The sequence below is a fragment of the Streptomyces sp. 1-11 genome, assembly GCF_007176755.1.
Classification (GTDB): Bacteria; Actinomycetota; Actinomycetes; order Streptomycetales; family Streptomycetaceae; genus Streptomyces.
In genome coordinates, this window is record NZ_BJTV01000025.1 from 40,786 (window position 1) to 59,051 (window position 18,266).

Below are 18,266 nucleotides of genomic sequence, written 5' to 3' on the forward strand. Positions count from 1 at the left end.
TCGGCTGGGCCGTCAGAAGGGCATGACCGCAGAGAAGGGAAACTCCCATGAAGAAGAGCGCTGCTGTTCTCGTCGGCGCGATCCTGGCTGTGGGCGGGGCGGCCCCTGCCTTCGCGGACTCCGGCGCGGAGGGCGTCGCCGCCAACTCGCCCGGCGTCCTCTCGGGCAACGTCGTCCAGGTTCCGGTGCACGTGCCGGTCAACGTCTGCGGTGACTCCGTGAACGTCATCGGGGCGCTGAACCCGGCGCTCGGCGCCCGGTGCGAAAACGACTGAGAGCAGTAACCCGACGCATCAGCCGACCGGCTGTGTCGTGGCCGGCCCCGGACCTTCTTTCTCGTTCCGGGGCCGGCCTTCCCATTTCTACGAGCAGGAAGACACGACATTGCGACAGACCCTCAGCAAGGGCATTCTCGTGGCCGCCGCCGCGACCGGCATGCTGTCCTTGTACGGCGGCCTGGCACTCGCCGACTCGGGCGCGCACGGCGCCGCCCGCCACTCGTCCGGGGTGGTGTCCGGCAACACCGTCCAGGCCCCGGCCGACGCCCCGGCCGACGTCTGCGGCGACTCCGCGAACGGAACGGCCGCGCTGAACCCGGCTTCCGGCGGCAGCTGCGCCGGCGGCCACGACTCCGGCACGGACGGCAAGGGCGCGGGCGCGTCCGGCACCGACCCGCGGGACGACTCCCACAGCGACGACGCGTCCCAGGCGCCGTCGCACAACAAGGGAAACGATTCCCCTCAGTCCGCGCAAGGTGAGGAGGACAAGGCCCCGAGCTCCCCGAAGGAGGCGGAGCACGCGTCCGAGCTCGCTCACGGCAAGGAGGAGCCCACCGCGGCGCCTTCGTACGGGGACGACGAGCCCACCCAGAAGCCGTCGTACGGCGACGACGAGCCCACCCAGAAGCCGTCGTACGGCGAGGACGAGCCCGGCAAGAAGCCGTCGTACGGTGACGAGGAGCCCGGCAAGATGTCCTCCTACGGGGACGACGAGCCCGGCAAGAAGCCGTCGTACGGCGAGGACGAGCCCGGCAAGAAGCCGTCGTACGGTGACGAGGAGCCCGGCAAGATGTCCTCCTACGGGGACGACGAGCCGAGCAAGAAGCCTTCGTACGGCGACGACGACCACTCGGCCCCGCCCTCCTACGGGGACGACGAGTCCGGCAAGAAGCCGTCGTACGGCGAGGACGAGCCCGGCAAGAAGCCTTCCTACGGGGACGACGAGCCCTCTCCGAAGCCCTCGTACGGCGACGACGGACCCAAGCCGCCGTCGTACGGGGACGACGAGCCGAGCAAGCAGCCCTCGTACGGGGACGACGAGCCCAGCAAGGAGCCCTCGTACGGGCACGAGGAGCCCAGCAAGGAGCCCTCTTACGGGGACGACGAACCCTCTCCGAAGCCTTCCTACGGGGACGACGAGCCCAGCAAGGAGCCGTCCTGCGGAGACGACGACCACTCGACACCGCCCCCCTACGGCGATGACGACGACACGCCCCCGTCCTGCGGCGACGAGGAGCACCCCCACCACCACCATCACGGGGGCAGACCCCACCTGCCGCACACCGGTGGCAACGCCGAAGCCATGATCGGGGCCTCGGCGGCGAGCGCCGTGCTGCTCGTGGCCGGGACCACCCTGTACCGACGGGGCCGCCGCGCCTCCCGTCACTGACGTGCCGGTGCGGGGTGCCGGCGCCCAGTGCCCGGCACCCCGCCGGTTCGGCCGTACGAGGGGCGGGGTCACCTGGAAGCCGTAACCGCGTTGGCGGAGCCCCGGTTCGTATGACTGGGTGTCAGTAACAGGAACCGCCGGGCGAGCAGGCGGTCGTGCGGGAGAGGGAGGATCCCGGCATGGCTCCACAGGGGCGACGAGCCCGGTACCGGCTGACCCTGATCTCGGCCGGGATCACCATCGCGGCGGTCCTCGCGGCAGGGCCGGTCCCCACCCCGGCGACCTCCACACCCACACCTCCCGTGCCCACGGCGACCCCGTCCACGGTCTCCGTGCCCACGGCCTCCACGCCTTCCGCCGCCGCGGCCGCGGCCGCGAAGCCCGGGGTCTCCGCCTCGCCCGGCGCCACGACGGGAGCCGTCGCGATCAGCCCCTTCGGCGCCTTCCTCGACTCGGGGCCGCTCGGCGTGGCCCGGATCACGGGGTTGCGCAGCTGGCTGGGCGGCACCGAACCGAAGGTCGCGCACACCTATCTGCCCGGCGGTGAATGGACGGACATCGAAGGCCCGCCCGGCTTCCTGGACGCGTGGGCGCGATGGCGGCGCGAGCGGGCGGACCGCACGCTCGTGCTCAACGTGCCGATGCAGGCGCACAACGAGGAGAACGTCCCCGACGGCCAGGTCCGCGAGCTGCTGGGGCAGGCGGCGGCCGGGGCGTTCGACCGCCACTTCCGCACGCTGGCCGAGCGGCTGGTGGCGCAGAAGGTGCCCGACACCGTGCTGGTGCTCGGCTGGGAGATGAACGGCATCACGTACACCCACCGCTGCGGACCCGACCCGGCGGCCTGGAAGGCGTACTGGAAGAGGATCGTCAGGACCATGCGGTCGGTGCCGGGCCAGAGGTTCCGGTTCGACTTCACCCCGAGCCGCGGCCGGGACGCCGTCCCCTGGACCGAGTGCTACCCCGGGGACGACACCGTCGACATCATCGGCATGGACGCCTACGACCAGCCCGCCGGGCTGTCGTTCGAGCAGCAGGTGAAGGAGCCCTACGGACTGCGGCAGCACGCCGAGTTCGCCAAGGCCCACCGCAAGCCCATCTCCTTCCCGGAGTGGGGGCTCTTCCGCAACGGCGACAACCCCGGCTACATGCGGGGCATGCTCGCCTGGATCGAGGAGCACAAGCCGCTGTACAACACGCTCACGGACTACTGCCCGCACGGCGTGTGGCAGTGCGCGTCCAACCCCCGCTCCTCCCAGGTCTACCGGTCCTTCCTCTACGGCCACGGCGACCAGCCGGCCGCCCCGGCGCCGACCACGCCGGTGCCGGAGCCCACGGGGTCCGCCGTGCCCGCACCGAAGCCGGCCGACGACTGCCCGGCGCCGGGCCCCGCGGACTGGCTGCAGTACTGGCTCGGCCGGAAGTTCTGCTTCGGGCCCGACCGGTGACGCCCCGGCCGGTGAGCCCGCGGCCGGCAGACCCCGGGTGTCAGCCCGACGGCTGCCGGCGCCACCGGCGCAGCACCCGGCCGCCCCACTGCCGGGCGGCCGCGCCGGACAGCGTGGCGGACAGCAGCGGCGCGGTCCGCCGCCGGGCCATCAGCAGCCGCCGGTTGGGGACCGGTTCGGGCCGCCAGTGCTGCTTGTACGGCTCGTCGCCGCGCAGCAGGCTCAGCGTGCCGCGTCCGTCGCCGCCGGTGCGCGCGGCCTGCTCGCTGCACGCGTCCAGCAGCAGCACGGCCACGTCCGCCTTGCTCTCCCGCAGCCGGGGATGCGCGCCGTACAGGTAGCCGCCGGTCAGGCTCCGGGACACCAGCGTCAGATCGACGGCGACGACGTCCTCGCCGATCCGGAACTCGGTGACGAGCGCGTTCCCGGAGCGGACCATCTCGGTCACCGCGCGCACCAGATGCTCACGGAACCGGGGTTGCATGTGCTCGGCCGTCACCTTCCGCTCCTGCCACTGCAGCCGGTGCAGCTCCAGCAGCCGGCGCAGGGCCTCGGGCGCCTCGTCGGGACGGGCCACGTGCCGCACCACGCCCAGCGACGCGTGCCTGCGCAGTTGCGCGCGGACCCGCTGGGCCCGCTTGGTGGGCAGCCGGGCGGCCAGCTCGGCCAGCGGCACGGCGGGCAGTTCGAGGCACAGCGAGTCGCGGACCGTGCGGCGCGGCCCGCGCCAGCGGTCGTGGATCCGCTCCACGGCGGCGCCGGGCCGCACCTCGCGGAAGTCGATCAACGCCGTGCGCGCCGCGTCCCACAGGCCGTCGGCGAGGGCGTCGGCCGCGCGCCCGTCGTCGGCGTCGTCCAGCAGCACGTCCCCGTAGTCGGAGATCGCCCCGCCGAGCGGGACGAGCGCGGGCACCGGACGGCGCACCAGCATCAGCGGCGCCGCGGCGAGCAGTTCGTCACCGGAGCGCACCAGCAGCACCCGGAGCCGGCCGGGACCCCCGTACGACCGCCACCACGAGTGCAGCCAGGCGTGGTGCTGGAACGGGGTCGCGGCGGCGCACCGCTCGTACAGCCGCCCCCAGGCCGGGGCCAGCGCGGCGAAGGCGTCCTCATCGGTGACGAGGTCGGTCGTGCAGGCCCGGACCGCCGGGCAGGTGGCCGTCACAGCTGGCCGTGGGCGTCGGAGGCGACGGCCGGGCCGGGCACCGCCGCCGGACGGCGCCCGGCCTCGGCCTCGGCCTCGGCCCCGGCCTCGTCCTCGGGCCGGCGCCGTGGCCGCACCAGCAGCACCAGGGCGCCGAGCAGTCCGCCCGCGCTCGCCCCCACCAGGCCGGTGACCACCGGGGAGGCCGAAGTGGGCGCGGTCGGCCGCGGGGCCCGGGAGAACTGCACCAGCTCGACATGGGTGTCGGCCTTGGTGGCGTTGGCGTGCTGGGCGAGGGAACGGGCGACCGCGTTGGCCATGTCGGCGGCCCGGGCCGGACGCCCGGAGGTGGCGGAGACGGCGACCATCGGGGCGTCCGGCGAGGTGGCCGTGCGCACACTGCCGCGCAGGGTGTTCACCGGCACCCCGGCCCACACCTGCGCGTCGCCGAGCACCGCGAGATCGGTGGCGACCCGGCCGTAGGCCTGGGCGAAGCCGACCGCGGCGGCGGAGTCGGAGCTCTGGGTGGGCACGGCGATCACGTAGCTGGTGGCCGTGTACGTGGGCGGCTTCAACACACCGTAGGCGCCGCCGAGCAGCCCGCCGGCGAGGACGCCGGCCGCCACCAGCGACCAGGGCGGAAGCGCGCGCAGGCGCTTGAAGCGGGCCGGGCGGGAGTGCCGGGTGGGATTCTCGGTCATGGCGAGCTGACTCTCTCAGGGGATGGGGACCTGGTGGGCGTGCCGGTGAGCGCCGCCGTGTAGACGTCCATCAGCCGGGCGGCGCTGCGGGTGATGCAGTAGTGACGGGGCGCCTCGGGGGCGGCGCGGGAGCCGGGTGCGGCGGCCCGCACCTCGGCGAGGGCGCGGGCGTAGGCGTCGGCGCCGCCCGTGACGCGCAGCGCGTCCGGGGCGGCTTCGGGCGGCAGGTCCTCGAGGGCCGGGCAGGAGGCGTAGCGCACCGGCAGCCCGGCCGCCAGCGCCTCGACGACGGCCAGCCCGAAGGCCTCCTCCGGGGACGGCGCGGCGAGCACGTCCATCGCCGAGGTCAGCGCGGGCAGATCGGGTCCGGGCGAGCCGTCCGGGACGTAGGGCCGTTCGCCGGTGAACAGCACCCGGCCGGCCACGCCGGACTCCTCGGCGGCCCGGCGCAGGGCGGCCTCCTGCGGGCCGCCGCCGACCAGCAGCAGCCTGCAGTCGCCGGGGAGCCGGGCGAGGGCCCCGATCAGGACGTCGAAGCGCTTGCCGGAGGTGAGCCGGCCGATGCCGCCGACGACGAACGCGTCGTCCGGCAGCCCGAGCCGGGCGCGGGTGAGCCGCCGCCGCTCGGGGTCGAAGCGGAAGCCGTCCAGGTCGATGCCGTTGGGCACCACCGCGATGCGCGGCCGGGGCACCCCCCAGCGGGTGAGCCGTTCGGCGACCGTGGGGGAGACCGCGACGGTGGTCCGGCCCAGCCGCTCGCCGGCCAGGTACAGCGCGCGCACGCCCGCGGTCAGGGGGCGCCCCTCCATCTGCGAGTCGCCGAGGGAGTGTTCGGTGGCGACGACCGCGCGCACCCCGGCCAGCCGGGCGGCGATCCGGCCGTACAGACAGGCCCGGTAGAGATGGGTGTGCACGAGGTCGTAGCGGCCGCGCCGGATGACGTGGGCCAGGCGGGGCAGCGCCGCCACGTCCCGGTTGCCGTTCATGCCGAGGTGGGTCACCCGCACCCCGTCGGCGGCCAGCCCGTCGGCCACCGCACCCGGGTTGGTCAGCGTCACCACGTCGCACCGCGCGGGCAGGTGCCGCAGCAGCAGCCGCAGTTGCTGCTCCGCGCCGCCCACCCCGAGTCCGGTGATGATGTGCAGGGCCCTCACCGCGGTTCGTCCACCGGCCGGCGGCGCAGCCGGTGCAGCCGGTACTTCAGCAGCAGGCGCACACCGGTGTCGTGCTGCCCGACGTACACCCGGGGCAGGGCGTACGGGCCGGTCAGCGCACCCGGGTCGATGGCGCAGGCGTAGTCGTACCCGGCGTCCCGGACCGCGTCGGCCGCGCGGGCGTCGACCGCGCCGTACGGATAGCAGAAGCCGGTGACCGGGGCGCCGGTCAGCGCCTCCAGCAGGGCCCGGCTCTCGACCGTCTCCGCCTTGAGCGTGAGGTCGTCGGCGCCGGTCAGGTCGACGTGGGTCAGACCGTGCGAGCCGATCTCCACCCCCGACCGGGCCGCCTGCCGGATCCCGTCGGCGGTCAGCAGCGGCTTGCGCGGGCCCAGCGGGTCCCACGCGTTGTCGCCGCCGAGCCGGCCGGGCAGCGCGAACAGGGTGGCCGTGCACTCCCAGCGGGCCAGCACCTCGGCCGCGCCGGTGAGGAAGTCGGCGTAACCGTCGTCGAAGGTCAGCCCGACCAGGCCGTGCCCCTCGCCGCGTGCGCGGGCGGCGAGCAGCTCGCGCACCGACACCCCCCGCAGTCCGCGGCCGCGCAGCCAGCGCAGCTGCCGCTCCAGCCGGTCGGGCGTGACGGTGATCCGGTACGGGTCGTCGGAGCGGTCGCCGACCGAGTGGTACATGGCGATCCACGGGACGCGGACGGGCCCGGCGGCGCCGGCGCGCCGGGGCGACTCAACGGAGGACGGCATGGGCGAGCCTTCCGGCGAGGGTGCGGACGAATCGGACGGCGGTGGTGCAGCCCTGGGCGCCCAGGGCGTGGCCGAGCAGGACGAACACGACGGTCACGGTGGTGCCGCCGGCCAGCAGGCCGGCGAGCGGGACGGCGGGCAGGCCCGCGGCGAACGCCCCCGCCAGGGCGGCCACCACGGCGGCCGCCAGCGGCCGGCTCAGCTCGCGCAGCACGCCCCTGACCCGCACGGGCACGCTGCGCGAGGCCATGCCGGCCAGCAGCAGCACGGAGGTGACGGTGATGCCGGCGGCGTTGGCGGCGGCGATGCCGGTGACGCCCCAGCGGCCGATGGTGCCGGCGCCGATACCGGAGGTCACGGTGATGCCGGCGGCCATGGCGGCGAGCGGGTACCAGGTGGGGCGGCCCGCGGAGAAGTAGGAGCGGACCAGCACGCCCGTCAGGGTCTGGCCGAGCAGGCCGAGCGCGTACACCCGCATGACGTCCGCCGTCGCCGCGGTGTCGGCCGCGGTGAACGCGCCCCGCTGGAAGAGGAGGTGGACCATCTGGGGGGCGCAGGCGACGACCGCCGCGGCGCCGAGCAGCACCAGGCACGCGGCCACCGCCAGATCGCCCTCCACCCGGGTCCTGGCCCGCTCGGTGTCGCCGTCCGCGATGGCCCTGGCCACCACCGGGAAGGTGACCGTGCACAGCATCATCGACAGCATCATCGGGATCTGCGCGACCTTCTGGGCGTAGTTCAGGTGCGAGATGGCCCCGGCGGGGAGCTGCGAGGCGAAGAACCGCTCGATGAGCACCTGCGACTGCCGGCACAGACCGAACAGCAGCACGGTGGCCATGAGCGCGACGTCCACCGGCCGGCTGCCGGCGCCGTTCCCGGACACGGTCCGGGGCGCCCGGGGATCGCGCAGCCGGCGCACCAGGTCGGGGAGCTGGACCAGCACCATCAGGCATCCGCCGGCCGCGACCCCGAACGCCGCCGAACGCACGCCCCAGCGGCCGCCGAGCGCGAACATGGCCACGACGATGCCGATGTTGTACACGACGTAGATCGCCGCCGGGGCCAGGTAGCGGCCGTGGGCCCGCAGCGCCGCGCTGCAGTACCCGGCGAGCCCGAAGCTGAGCACACAGGTCGCGGTGAGCCGGGTGCAGTCGACGGCGAGGGCGGGGTCGGGCAGCCCGGGGGCGAGCACGCCGACCAGTTGCGGAGCGGCGGCGGCGCAGAGCGCGCCCACCGCCGCGAACGCCAGCGACAGCCGGGGCAGGCTGCCGGCCACCAGGGCGCGCACGGGGTCGCCGGGGGCGCCCTGGGCCCGCCGGGCCAGGGCCGCGCTGAACGCCGGGATCAGCGCGAACGCCAGCCCTTCCTCGATGAGCAGCGTGGCCGCGAACTCCGGCACGGTCCAGGCGACCAGGAAGGCGTCAGTGTCCCGCCCGGCCCCGAACAACTGGGCCAGCGTCTGATCCCGCACCAGCCCGAGAAGCGCCCCGGCAACGGAGAGCGACGCGGTGACGAGCGCGGCGCGGGCCAGGAAGCGGGGGGTGGTGGTGCTGGGGGCGGCGGTGGCGGGGGTGGGGGTGGCGCTGGACTCCAGGCCGCCGCCAGGCTCTGGGACGGTGTCGGAGTCCACGGTGCTGCCGGAGGTCAGAGGGGCGCCGGGCTCCAGGGCGCTGCCGGAAGTCAGCGGAGCGTCGGTCGCGGCTCTGGGCGGGACGCCCCCGCCGGGCGCGATGCCCGGCGCGGCCGCCCGTGCGGCGGGCACGGATCCTCCGCCTGCCTGCTGCGCCGCCTCGGCGGAGCCCGCCACCGGCCCGGTCGGCCAGCCGGCTTCCGGGCTTGTCACCGGCCCGGCCCGCCCGCCGGCTGCTGGGCCCGTCACCGGCCCCGTCGGCCAGCCGGTTTCCGGACTCGCCACCGGCCCGCCCGGCCCGCCGGCTACCGGGCCCGCCACCGGGAGGGTCGGCCCGCCGACTACCGGGCTTGTCACCGGCACAGCCGGCCCACCGGCTTCTGGGCCCGTCACCGGCACAGCCGGCCCGCCTGCCTCCGGGTCCGCCGTCTGGCCGGCCGGTGGCCGCAGGTCCCGTGGTCCGCGGGAGGGCGTCGCCGTCATCGCGTGGCCGCCTCTCCCGGCGCCGGCGCCGGCGCCGGGGCGCGGTCGGCCGTCGCGGCGCCGGACAGCGCCCACCAGGCCGCCAGCCCCAGGCACACCGCCGTCAGCACCGTCGAGGGGCCGCCGATGTCGGCGTAGGCGAAGTCGACCAACTGCCAGACCAGCAGCCCGCAGGCGATCAGCGCGCACTCCCGGCCCCCGCGCGAACGCCGCGTCCGCCACAGGTTCCGCAGCGCGCACACCAGCAGGGCCAGCCAGCCGCCCGCCAGGCCCAGCAGGCCGAGCAGCCCCTGCTCGCCGAGCACCAGCAGGTACATGTTGTGCGGGGACAGCAGCGCCTGCCGGTGGAAGGCGCTGCCCGCGCCCGCCGTGTCGCTGCCCGAGGACAGCGCCAGCGAGGCGTGGCCGTCCCGGTACTCGGGGAAGCCCTTGAGGCCGACGCCGGTCAGCGGGTGCTCCCGCCACATGTCGGTGGCCGCCGCCCACATGGTGTACCGGTCGGTGACGGACTGGTCGGGCGCGTCGGCGACCTGGGTGATGCTGTCGAACCGCTCCTGCAGCATCGCCGTGCCCAGCCCGAACCCGCCCACCAGGACCACGCCCGCGGCCACCGCGGCCGCCCCCACCCGCAGCGCCCGGCGCGGCCCGGCCAGTGCCAGCTGGACGGCGACGGTCACCACGGTGGCGATCCAGGCGCCCCGGCTGAAGGACAGGGCGAGCGGCGGCAGCAGGGCCAGGGCGCAGGCCGCCGCGGCCCACCGCTCGCGCACCGGGGCGCGGCCCAGCGCCAGGCCGACCGCGCAGATGAGCCCGAAGGACACCACCGTCGCCATGCCCATCACGTCCGACGCCCCGAAGGTGCCCACGGCGCGGACGTCCTCGCCCTCGTACGACGCCCCCGTGCCGGTGACGTACTGGTGCACCCCGAGGATTCCCTGCCACAGCGCGAGCGCCACCAGCGACCAGGCCACCAGCCGGAAGTCGCGGCGGTCGCGGACCAGCAGGAGGACGGCGGCGGGCACGAGGACGAAGATCTGCAGGTAGCGGCCGAGACCGGCGACCCCGGCGGCCGGTGACACCGCGCCCATCGCGGCGACCGCGAGACCGGCGACCGGCAGCCCGAGGATGACGGCCGCGGTACGGGACAGCGGGCGCCGGCGCTCCCGCAGGAGCCGTACGGCGCAGTGGGCGACGACCACGGCGGACATGGCGTCGGCCGGTCCCGCGCCGCCCGCGCCGCCGGCCCGGCCGGGCAGCGCCAGCAGCGCGACCACGGCCACCACGGAGAGCGCCGGGGAGGGCCGGAACGGGCGGCGCATCGGCAGGGCGAGGCTCATCGGTCAGCTCCCCGCCGACCGCACGAGCGCGACCGCGGTGCGCAGCATGATGCAGACGTCCTGCCACAGCGACCAGTTGTCGATGTAGGCGTTGTCGAAACGGGCCCGGTCCTCGATGGAGGTGTCGCCGCGCAGACCGTTGATCTGGGCGAGGCCGGTGATGCCGGTCCGCATGCGGTGACGGTCCGCGTAGCCGGGGTGGGCCTGGCTGAACAGGGAGACGAAGTAGGGCCGTTCGGGGCGCGGCCCGACCAGGCTCATGTCGCCCCGGAAGACGTTCCAGAGCTGCGGCAGCTCGTCCAGCGAACTCACCCGGAGGAAGCGGCAGAACGGGGTCATGTCGCGCTCGCCCGCCACGCTCCACCGGGTGGCCGCCTCGTGCTGGTCGACCGGGCGGTGGGTGCGGAACTTCAGCAGCGTGAAGGGGCGCCCGTCCTTGCCGATGCGCTCCTGCCGGAACAGCACGCCGGGACCGTCGGTGAGCCGGAGCACCACCGCGCACAGCAGCAGCACCGGCGAGACCGGCAGCAGCAGCGCCCCCGACACCAGCACGTCCAGCAGCCGCTTGCCGAGGCTGCCGGGCCGCCCCGGACCCAGGTCGAGCCGGCGCACGGCGAACCCGGCGAGCTGGTCGCTCGTCCCGTGCGCCGGGCGTTCCGCGTCCAGTTCCCACACCGTGCAGCCCGCCTCGAGGAGTCTCCGCGTCAACGGCTCCTGTCCGTTGCGCATGGCCGGGGCGATGCTGAGGACGTCCCGTACGCCGTTCTGGATGAGCGCCCGCCCCACCTCCTCCTCCGTGGTGAGCACGGGCAGTCCGCCCGGGTCCCCGGAGTGTTCGGCGACCACGCCCACCGGCCGCACCCCGCAGCGCGGATGCCGCAGCAGCGCCGCGGCCACCCGCTGCGAGGTCGCGGCGGGGCCGACGACCAGCGCCGGACGCGGACGGCCGGCCAGGACGGCGCGGCGCCGCCAGTGCACCGCGCCGCGCCCCGCGCAGGCCGCCGCGGCGTGCAGCGTCCAGCCCAGCAGCAGACTGCGGGCGGACAGCGCCAGACCCGGGTCGTAAGCGGCGCACAGTGCGGCCAGCGCGAGCCAGGTGACCGCGATCCGGCCGCAGACAGAGGGCAGTTCGTCGAGTACGCCGAGCACGGGCCGCACCGCGCGCGGCTGCAGCACTATGGCTCCGGCCACCAGTACGGCGACCAGTAACGGGCTGTGGACGGCGCCCTCCAGGGCGAGCGCGCCCACCAGTGCGGCGAGCAGGTCGGCGGCGAGCAGCGGCAGCGGCGAGGTGGGCCGCGCTGGCGACCGGCGCACCGGGAACAGGGACCCGCCGGTGGCGCGCGCGGGCAGCACCGAGAGGGGCGAGAGTCCGTGGTCCCAGGGCTGGGCGCCGGGGGATGGGACGGTACTTTCCGCGGTCACGAGTGGATGGACTCCCTGCGCTCGAAGGACACGGGTGGCCGGGGGCCGAGCAGTTCGCGGTACAGGTCCGCGACCCGCTCGGCGGTGTGCCGCACGTCGTGAGTGGACAGGACGTGCCGGCGCCCCTGGTCCGCGAGCGCGGCGCGCAGGGGTGCGTCGGTGAGCAGCGCGGTGACGGCTCCGGCCAGCGCCGCGGGGTCCGCCGCCGGTACCAGACAGCGGTCCGCGAGCGCCGGCGGCAGGCTCTCCCGGGCGCCGTCGACGTCGGTGAGCACGACGGGCCGCCCGCAGGCCAGCGCCTCCAGCGGGGCGAGGGCCATGCCCTCCCAGCGCGAGGGCAGGACCACCAGGTCGGCGGCCCGGTACCAGGGCACCGTGTCGGCGACCGCGCCCACGAGCCGGACCGAGGGGTGCGCCCGCGCGCGCAGCGCGTCCCGGTCGGGTCCGTCGCCGACCAGCGCCAGCCGGGCGTCCGGCACCGCGCACCGGATCCGCTCCCAGGCGCGCAGCAGCACGTCCTGGCCCTTCTGCCGGCACAGCCGCCCGACGCAGACGACGAGCGGTGCGGACGGACCGAGGTCCGGCAGGAGCGCGGCCCTGGCGGTGGCGGTGGCGGCGGGACCCGCTGCGGCGGGCGTGGGTGCGGGGGAGAAGCGGCCGGTGTCGATACCGTTGGGGATGACGGCGTACGAGGCGTGCACCCCGGCGCGTTCCCCGGTCGCCCGCTCCGCCTCGCTGACGCACACGATGCGGTCGGCCCACCGGGCGCCCCAGCGTTCCCAGCGCAGTGCGAGGCCCGCGGTCACCCCGCCGACGGCCTCGAACGACCATGCGTGCGGCTGGAACACGGTCGGGATGCGGCCGCGTACCGCCAGCCGGGCGGCGAGCCCGGCCTTTGCGCTGTGCGCGTGCACCAGTTCGGGCCGTACCTCTTCGATCAGATGTGCCAACCGCCGTACCTCGCCGGCCAGTCCCGGGCCCGGGGACCGCGCGGCCCGCCACGGCCGGAAGCCGGCGCCCAGCCCGCGCAGCTCCGCGCCCAGTTCACCGCCGGGACAGCCGGCCGTGACCCGCGTGCCCGCGGCGAGCTGGGCCCGCGCGAGATCGAGCACGACACGGGCGACCCCACCGTCGACGGGTTGCGCGATGTGCAGGACCCGCGGCCGAGGATCGGGTGCTGGCTGGTGCATGCGCGGGTTCCTCGCTCAGGGGCGCTCGGGGCTGCGGGTGGGTACGCGTGTGGTGCCGGCGCGTCCGCGGCCACGAGGAGTGCGCCGGTCCACGTCATATACGGAGCAACGAGCCGGTGGCCCGGCTGGTCACCACCGACCGGGCCGGGCCTGGTCGTCGTCGAACACAGGTGCCAGGCGGCGAATGGGGTACGCCGTCCGCCCTCTCCTTCGTGGTGGAGAGGGCAGCAACTCTATGAGGCGTTGGGATTAATCCGAAGAAACCGGACAAGTGTGTCTGATTCGTGAAGGGGTGCTTCGGTGCACATCACCCCTTTGGCGGCGGAACCCCGGCCGGTGCCACGCGTTGACACAGCGCTGGGCATTCCGCCCGGATGTGTGTCGATCCCCAAGGAGCACTTCTCCATGTCGCGTATCGCGAAGGGTCTGGTTCTGACCTCCGCCGCCGTCGCGGCCGTCGCCGGCGGCGTCGGCGTGGCCGCCGCCGACTCGGGTGCGGACGGTCTCGCCGCCAACTCCCCGGGCGTGCTGTCGGGCAACGTCATCGAGGCCCCGATCCACGTGCCGGTCAACGTCTGCGGCGACACCGTCGACGTCATCGGCCTGCTGAACCCCGCGTTCGGCAGCGGCTGCGAAAACGACTGACGCCGGGACCCGCGCCCTTTCGCCGGCCGTCCGCCCGTGCCTCGTGCACGGACGGGCGGCCGGTTCGCGTGCCGCCTCCCCCGGATGCACCACCCGGGCCGTGAGCGGTTGCGGTACGCCACCGGCGGTCCAACGGTGGGCTGAGACCCCAGCCCCGCCGAAAGGAACCCGCATGCGCGCGCTGCCCACGAGCCGTCTCGCGTCCGCCGCCCTCTGCGCCGCCCTCCTGGTCGGCATCGCCGGCTCGGCCGCCGTCGCCACCGACCTGGCCGGGGAGCGCACCCGCACGGCCCGGCACCCGGCCGTGCCCGGCGCGGACGCGCTGCTCGCCCGGATCAAGGCGCTCAGCGACACCGGCTCCGTCCCCGCGCCGGTGGCGGAACTGCTCGAACGTTCGCTCCGTGAGGCCCGGCTGACGCCGGGTGAGGCACACCGACTCGGCGAGGCGGCCAAGCGCGCCGTCACCGAGGCGGCCACCGGGACTCCGGCTGCCGCCGCCGCACCGACCGCCGCCGCCGTGCCCGCCGAGCCGCCCGCGGCGGTGACGCCCACGGCTCCGGCGGCCACGCCCACCAATGCCGTGGCGCCCTCCGCCGACGCGTCGCTGTCCTCCGCCGCGTCGCCCTCCATGACCGCCACACCCCCGGCGGCGACGCCTTCCACGCCGGTGAGGCCCCCGGCTGCCACGCCTTCCGCTGCCACGCCTTCCACGGCGGCCGGTGCCGTGGTTCCCGCCCTGCCCGCCCTGCCCGCCGTGCCTGCCGTGCCTGCCGTGCCTGCCGGGTCCGCCCTCGGCACCCTGACCCAGACCCTCGGCCTGCCCGCCCCCGCACCGGTCCCGCCGGCCGCCGGCGGTTCCGCCCGCCTGGCGGCGCCCGCCGCCCCGGACACCGCGAGCGACGCGCTCGCCAAGCTGACCGGCGCGATCGACGCCCTGGTGAAGGCCGTCGTCTCCAGCCTCGACGACGTACTGCCCGCCGCCACCGGTGTGGTGAACGGCCTGTTGGGCCTCCTCAAGCCGGTCCTCCCGGGCGCCGGGACACCCACCCCCGCCCCGAGCGCGGCCCTGCCCGGCCTGCCGTCGGTCCCGGCGCTCCCGGCCGGGTGACGGCTCCCACGCCTGAGCCCCGGCCGACGTGCCCGCCGGCGCACGGTGGCCGGGGCGTCGCGCTGCCCGACGGCATCTCATATGCCTTTTCGGTACGGGGTTTCCGGCCCGGCGGCCACTCGTTAGGCACGGTGTCAGATCGCTCCGGGTGACGTGAGTTGCCGAAGGAAGGAACACGATGAAGTCCCTGAAGGCCGCCGCTGTCATTGCCGGTTCCATGGCCGTCGTCGGCGCCGCCGCGCCCGCGTTCGCCCAGAACTCGGCCGACCTCAGGCCCACCAGCCTCAACGGCGCGGTGGACACGCTCACCCACCACCCCATCACCGTGCACGACGTGATGCCGCTCCAGCACCAGTCGGACGCGCTCAGCACCGAGGACAAGGACTCCGTCCTGCACACGGTCAAGGACGCCACCACCGCCGTGAACCAGCAGAACCCGCTGCTCGGCGGCATGCCCCTGCAGGGCTGACCCACCGGCGACGCGCTGGAACCGGGCCGGTACCGCACCCCGCGGGACCGGCCTTCGGTGTGTCCGAGGCCGCTTCCCCCGATCGTGTGGAGCGGTTCCCGGCGCTGGGCCGACGGGGTGAGAGGCCGCAGGGCCGCACCGCACCCCGCCGGGCAGGGGCAACCGGCCGCGTCCCGCACCCCGTGTACCGCCGGATGGCCCTCACCGGTGACTCGGCACCGGTCCCGCCGGTTACCGATAGGGACATCGGATCCCGATCGAGGAGTGAGAGATGGTCGTCGGTGCCGGAGGCGTCGCGGTGGGGGCGAATCAGCAGGTGGTGGCGGGCGGCCGCAGAACGTCCCGCAGAGAGGCGGCCCGGGTGCTGCTGGCCACCGGAGCCGCCCTGGCGCTCGCCCCGGTCGTCGCCGCGTCGCGCCCTCTGCCGGCCGGGCAGGGCCGCGGGCGCAGCTCCTTCGACGAGACCTACCGGGGCCGCCGCATCCAGGGCGCCCTGGTGCCGATCGCCGGACGGCGCGCGGCCGACGGCGACTGGGAGGTCACCATCGACGGCCGCCCGCTGCACCTGATGCGCCGGGCCGACGGCACCTGGCTCAGCATGGTCGACCACTACGGCTCGTACCCGACCGCGCTGGAGGCGACCCGCGCGGCGGTCGACGAGATCGGTCCCGGGCAGCACCTGCGCGACCTCGCCCCCGGTCCGGTCGGCGGCGGGATGGCCGGACACCACATGGGAGGGCCGCATGGCGTACGTGCGTAAGAACGTCAGCACGCTCAGCCGCACCGAGCGCCGCCGGTTCGTCAACGCCCTGCTGGAGCTGAAACGGCGCGGCGAGTACGACGAGTTCGTGCGCATGCACATCGCCCACTACGCCGCCGACGGCGAGACCGGGCTGCGCACCGCCCACATGGCCCCGTCCTTCCTGCCCTGGCACCGCCAGTTCCTGCTGGACCTGGAGCGGGCGCTGCACCGGGTGGACTCCTCGGTGACGGTGCCGTACTGGGACTGGACCCGCAACCGCACGAAGACCTCCGTGCCCTGGACGGCGGACCTGCTTGGCGGCGACGGACGGCGCTCCGACCGGCAGGTGATGACCGGCCCGTTCGCGTACTCGGCGGGACACTGGACCATCAGGGTGGGGGTCACGGACGGCAAGTTCCTCACCCGGGACCTGGGCCGTGCCGCCAACCCCATCGCCCTGCCCACCAGGAGCCAGTTGCAGGTGGCCCTCGACGACCCCGTCTACGACGCCAGGCCCTGGGACTCGACGGCCGCCACCGGGTTCCGCAACAAGCTGGAGGGCTGGGGACCCGGCAGCGGCAGCGCCTCCTGGCGCAACCACAACCGGGTGCACCGCTGGGTCGGCGGCGTGATGCTCGGCGGCGCCTCCGTCAACGACCCGGTGTTCTGGCTGCACCACGCCTTCCTCGACCTGCAGTGGCACCGGTGGCAGCTCGCCCACCGCAACCACCGCTACCTGCCCGCGAGCCCGCCGCCCTCGGGGGACCGGCAGCACGGGCGGATCGTCGCCCGGTTCCAGAAGCTGCCGCCCTGGGACGTGACGCCGGACCAGCTCGAGGACGTGAGCGGGGTCTACCGGTACGCGTGAGGTGTGCGAGCGCCGCGGACACGGGAAGGGCCCCGGCGCTCGAGGTGCCGGGGCCCTTCGCCGTACGTGCGGCCCGATCAGTTGCCGTAGCCGCCGGATTCGCCCGGGGTCCCCTCGTGGCCGCCGACGTTGCCGCAGACGTCGCCGAACGCAGGGTTCAGCAGGCCGATGACGTCGGCCGTGTTCCCGCACACGTTCACCGGGACGTGCACCGGAACCTGGGCCGCGTTCCCGGACAGCACGCCGGCCGAGCCGAGGGCCCCGCCCTCGGCGCCCGCGTCGGCCAGGGCGAGGCCGGCGCCGCCGATCACCACGGCGCCCGTGCCGAGAGCGACGGCAGCCGCCTTCGCGATGCGAGACATCAGGTTCTCCTTATTGCTCGGGGGGACGGCGGCAGGACCAGCCGCCGCACTTCCCGTTCAACGGCCCGGCCGGGGGCGGGTCACGCCGATCCTCGGGGGATCACCCGATCAACGGGGCGCGCGAACGACGGCGCCCGGCGAGGTGCCGGGGCGGCAGCCGGAAGGCACTCCACCGGGCTGCCCGCCTGCCCTACGGGGCCGTGCTCGGGAGGTGTCGAGCCGGGCCGTCCGCCTGGGCTTCGGGCCGTGCTTGCGAGTGCTGAACCGGGCTGCCCGCCTGCCCTACGGGGCCGTGCTCGGGAGGTGTTGAGCCGGGCTGTCCATCTGGCCTCCGGGGCCGTAATTGGGAGGCGCCACGCCGGGCCGTCCGCCTAGCCTCCCGGCCATGACCACCGACTCAGGCACCGACGCCGACACAGCCGCCGACTCGGGCACCGACACCGACCTGGGGCCCAGGGCCGGCTCAGCAGCCGACCCGGGCGAGGAAGCCGGCGCGGCAGCCGTCCCGGGCGAGGGAGCCGGCGCGGCAGCCGTCCCGGGGGACGGTGACCGCGACGGCCCGGGCGAGCGGGCCCGGCAGATCATCGGGCTGCTGGCGGAGGAGCGCCGGCTGCGCGCCCTCGCCGCCGTGGCCCTGGGCGCGGACACACCCGAACGGGTCGCCGAGGCGGCTGGACTGTCCGCGAAGGACACGGCGCTCGCGCTGCTCCGGCTGCGCGAGCAGGGGGCGGTGACGGACGGCCCGGCGGGAGCACTCGCCGTCTCCTACGGCCTGTTCCGCGAACTGGCCCGGCGGGAGCGCCCCGCGCCCAAGGCCGGTAACGGACCGGACGCCGTCCTCGTCACCTTCGTACGGAACGGGCGGCTGGTACGGCTGCCCGCCCAGTGGGCCCGGAAGAAGCTGGTGCTGCGGCACATCGCCGAGCAGACCTTCGAGCCTGGCGTCGCCTACCCGGAACGGGTCGTGAACGAGCGCCTGCGGGCCTGGTGCGAGGACTCCGACGGCACCGACCATGTGACGCTCCGGCGCTACCTGGTGGACCTCCACCACCTGCACCGGAGCGAAGGGATCTACCGCCGCCCGGAAGCCGGCTGAGCCGGCCGGGCCCCCGCCGCCGTACCCGGAGGCCTTGG

At 75.4% G+C, this 18,266-nt stretch carries 18 protein-coding genes; 9 read left to right on the top strand and 9 right to left on the bottom strand.

Features of this window, described 5'->3' with window-relative positions:
• Nucleotides 1-47 precede the first annotated feature (47 nt).
• The 3 genes from TNCT1_RS33605 (at nt 48) to TNCT1_RS33615 (ending at nt 3,116) form a co-directional block, all read left to right on the top strand.
• Nucleotides 48-275, top strand: a complete 228-nt coding sequence (locus TNCT1_RS33605) for a chaplin (RefSeq protein WP_143639779.1) — start codon at nt 48-50, stop codon at nt 273-275.
• A 109-nt stretch (nt 276-384) separates the two neighbouring features.
• Nucleotides 385-1,668: a chaplin family protein gene (locus tag TNCT1_RS36850; protein WP_143639782.1), complete on the top strand. Its 1,284-nt coding sequence runs from the start codon at nt 385-387 to the stop codon at nt 1,666-1,668.
• 179 nt (nt 1,669-1,847) lie between these two features.
• Nucleotides 1,848-3,116: a glycoside hydrolase family 26 protein gene (locus TNCT1_RS33615; RefSeq protein WP_143639785.1), complete on the top strand. Its 1,269-nt coding sequence runs from the start codon at nt 1,848-1,850 to the stop codon at nt 3,114-3,116.
• A gap of 40 nt (nt 3,117-3,156) precedes the next feature.
• Here TNCT1_RS33615 and TNCT1_RS33620 read toward each other — a convergent pair whose 3' ends face one another.
• From TNCT1_RS33620 to TNCT1_RS33655, 8 genes are all read right to left on the bottom strand, one after another.
• Nucleotides 3,157-4,281 carry a GNAT family N-acetyltransferase gene (locus tag TNCT1_RS33620; RefSeq protein WP_143639787.1) on the bottom strand — a complete coding sequence of 375 codons (1,125 nt, stop codon included), beginning with the start codon at nt 4,279-4,281 and terminating at the stop codon, nt 3,157-3,159.
• Nucleotides 4,278-4,961 carry a lipopolysaccharide biosynthesis protein gene (locus TNCT1_RS33625; protein ID WP_143639789.1) on the bottom strand — a complete coding sequence of 228 codons (684 nt, stop codon included), beginning with the start codon at nt 4,959-4,961 and terminating at the stop codon, nt 4,278-4,280. The genes TNCT1_RS33620 and TNCT1_RS33625 overlap by 4 nt, the downstream gene beginning before the upstream one ends.
• Nucleotides 4,958-6,115: a glycosyltransferase gene (locus tag TNCT1_RS33630; RefSeq protein ID WP_143639791.1), complete on the bottom strand. Its 1,158-nt coding sequence runs from the start codon at nt 6,113-6,115 to the stop codon at nt 4,958-4,960. The genes TNCT1_RS33625 and TNCT1_RS33630 overlap by 4 nt, the downstream gene beginning before the upstream one ends.
• Nucleotides 6,112-6,873, bottom strand: coding sequence for a polysaccharide deacetylase family protein (locus TNCT1_RS33635; RefSeq protein WP_174266542.1), 762 nt, complete (start codon nt 6,871-6,873; stop codon nt 6,112-6,114). Before TNCT1_RS33635 ends, TNCT1_RS33630 begins: the two co-directional genes overlap by 4 nt.
• Nucleotides 6,857-8,635: a murein biosynthesis integral membrane protein MurJ gene (gene murJ / locus TNCT1_RS33640; protein ID WP_373920525.1), complete on the bottom strand. Its 1,779-nt coding sequence runs from the start codon at nt 8,633-8,635 to the stop codon at nt 6,857-6,859. The genes TNCT1_RS33635 and murJ overlap by 17 nt, the downstream gene beginning before the upstream one ends.
• 347 nt (nt 8,636-8,982) lie before the next feature.
• Nucleotides 8,983-10,323, bottom strand: a complete 1,341-nt coding sequence (locus TNCT1_RS33645) for an O-antigen ligase (protein ID WP_143639793.1) — start codon at nt 10,321-10,323, stop codon at nt 8,983-8,985.
• Nucleotides 10,324-10,326: 3 nt separating this feature from the next.
• Nucleotides 10,327-11,748, bottom strand: a complete 1,422-nt coding sequence (locus TNCT1_RS33650; RefSeq protein ID WP_174266543.1) for an exopolysaccharide biosynthesis polyprenyl glycosylphosphotransferase — start codon at nt 11,746-11,748, stop codon at nt 10,327-10,329.
• Nucleotides 11,745-12,938, bottom strand: a complete 1,194-nt coding sequence (locus TNCT1_RS33655) for a glycosyltransferase family 4 protein (protein WP_143639795.1) — start codon at nt 12,936-12,938, stop codon at nt 11,745-11,747. Before TNCT1_RS33655 ends, TNCT1_RS33650 begins: the two co-directional genes overlap by 4 nt.
• Before the next feature lie 405 nt (nt 12,939-13,343).
• Between TNCT1_RS33655 and TNCT1_RS33660 the strand changes: the two genes are divergently transcribed.
• The 5 genes from TNCT1_RS33660 (at nt 13,344) to TNCT1_RS33680 (ending at nt 16,770) form a co-directional block, all read left to right on the top strand.
• The gene (locus tag TNCT1_RS33660; protein ID WP_174266544.1) at nt 13,344-13,583 is read left to right on the top strand and encodes a chaplin; all 240 of its coding nucleotides are present in this window, start codon (nt 13,344-13,346) and stop codon (nt 13,581-13,583) included.
• 172 nt (nt 13,584-13,755) lie between these two features.
• A complete protein-coding gene (locus tag TNCT1_RS33665) occupies nt 13,756-14,691 on the top strand; it encodes a hypothetical protein (protein WP_143639798.1) in 936 nt (311 codons plus the stop codon).
• Between the two features lie 178 nt (nt 14,692-14,869).
• A complete protein-coding gene (locus tag TNCT1_RS33670; protein ID WP_143639800.1) occupies nt 14,870-15,160 on the top strand; it encodes a hypothetical protein in 291 nt (96 codons plus the stop codon).
• 271 nt (nt 15,161-15,431) lie between these two features.
• Nucleotides 15,432-15,920, top strand: a complete 489-nt coding sequence (locus tag TNCT1_RS33675) for a tyrosinase family oxidase copper chaperone (RefSeq protein WP_143639802.1) — start codon at nt 15,432-15,434, stop codon at nt 15,918-15,920.
• On the top strand, nt 15,904-16,770 hold the full coding sequence (locus TNCT1_RS33680) for a tyrosinase family protein (RefSeq protein ID WP_143639804.1): 867 nt from the start codon (nt 15,904-15,906) through the stop codon (nt 16,768-16,770). Before TNCT1_RS33675 ends, TNCT1_RS33680 begins: the two co-directional genes overlap by 17 nt.
• Before the next feature lie 77 nt (nt 16,771-16,847).
• On the opposite strand, the gene TNCT1_RS33685 is transcribed toward TNCT1_RS33680, so the two are convergent.
• Complete coding sequence (locus tag TNCT1_RS33685; protein ID WP_143639806.1) at nt 16,848-17,132, bottom strand: chaplin; 285 nt, start codon at nt 17,130-17,132, stop codon at nt 16,848-16,850.
• A gap of 580 nt (nt 17,133-17,712) precedes the next feature.
• On the opposite strand from TNCT1_RS33685, the gene TNCT1_RS33690 reads away from it, so the two are divergent.
• On the top strand, nt 17,713-18,228 hold the full coding sequence (locus tag TNCT1_RS33690; RefSeq protein WP_235903029.1) for a DUF2087 domain-containing protein: 516 nt from the start codon (nt 17,713-17,715) through the stop codon (nt 18,226-18,228).
• Nucleotides 18,229-18,266: the final 38 nt, after the last annotated feature.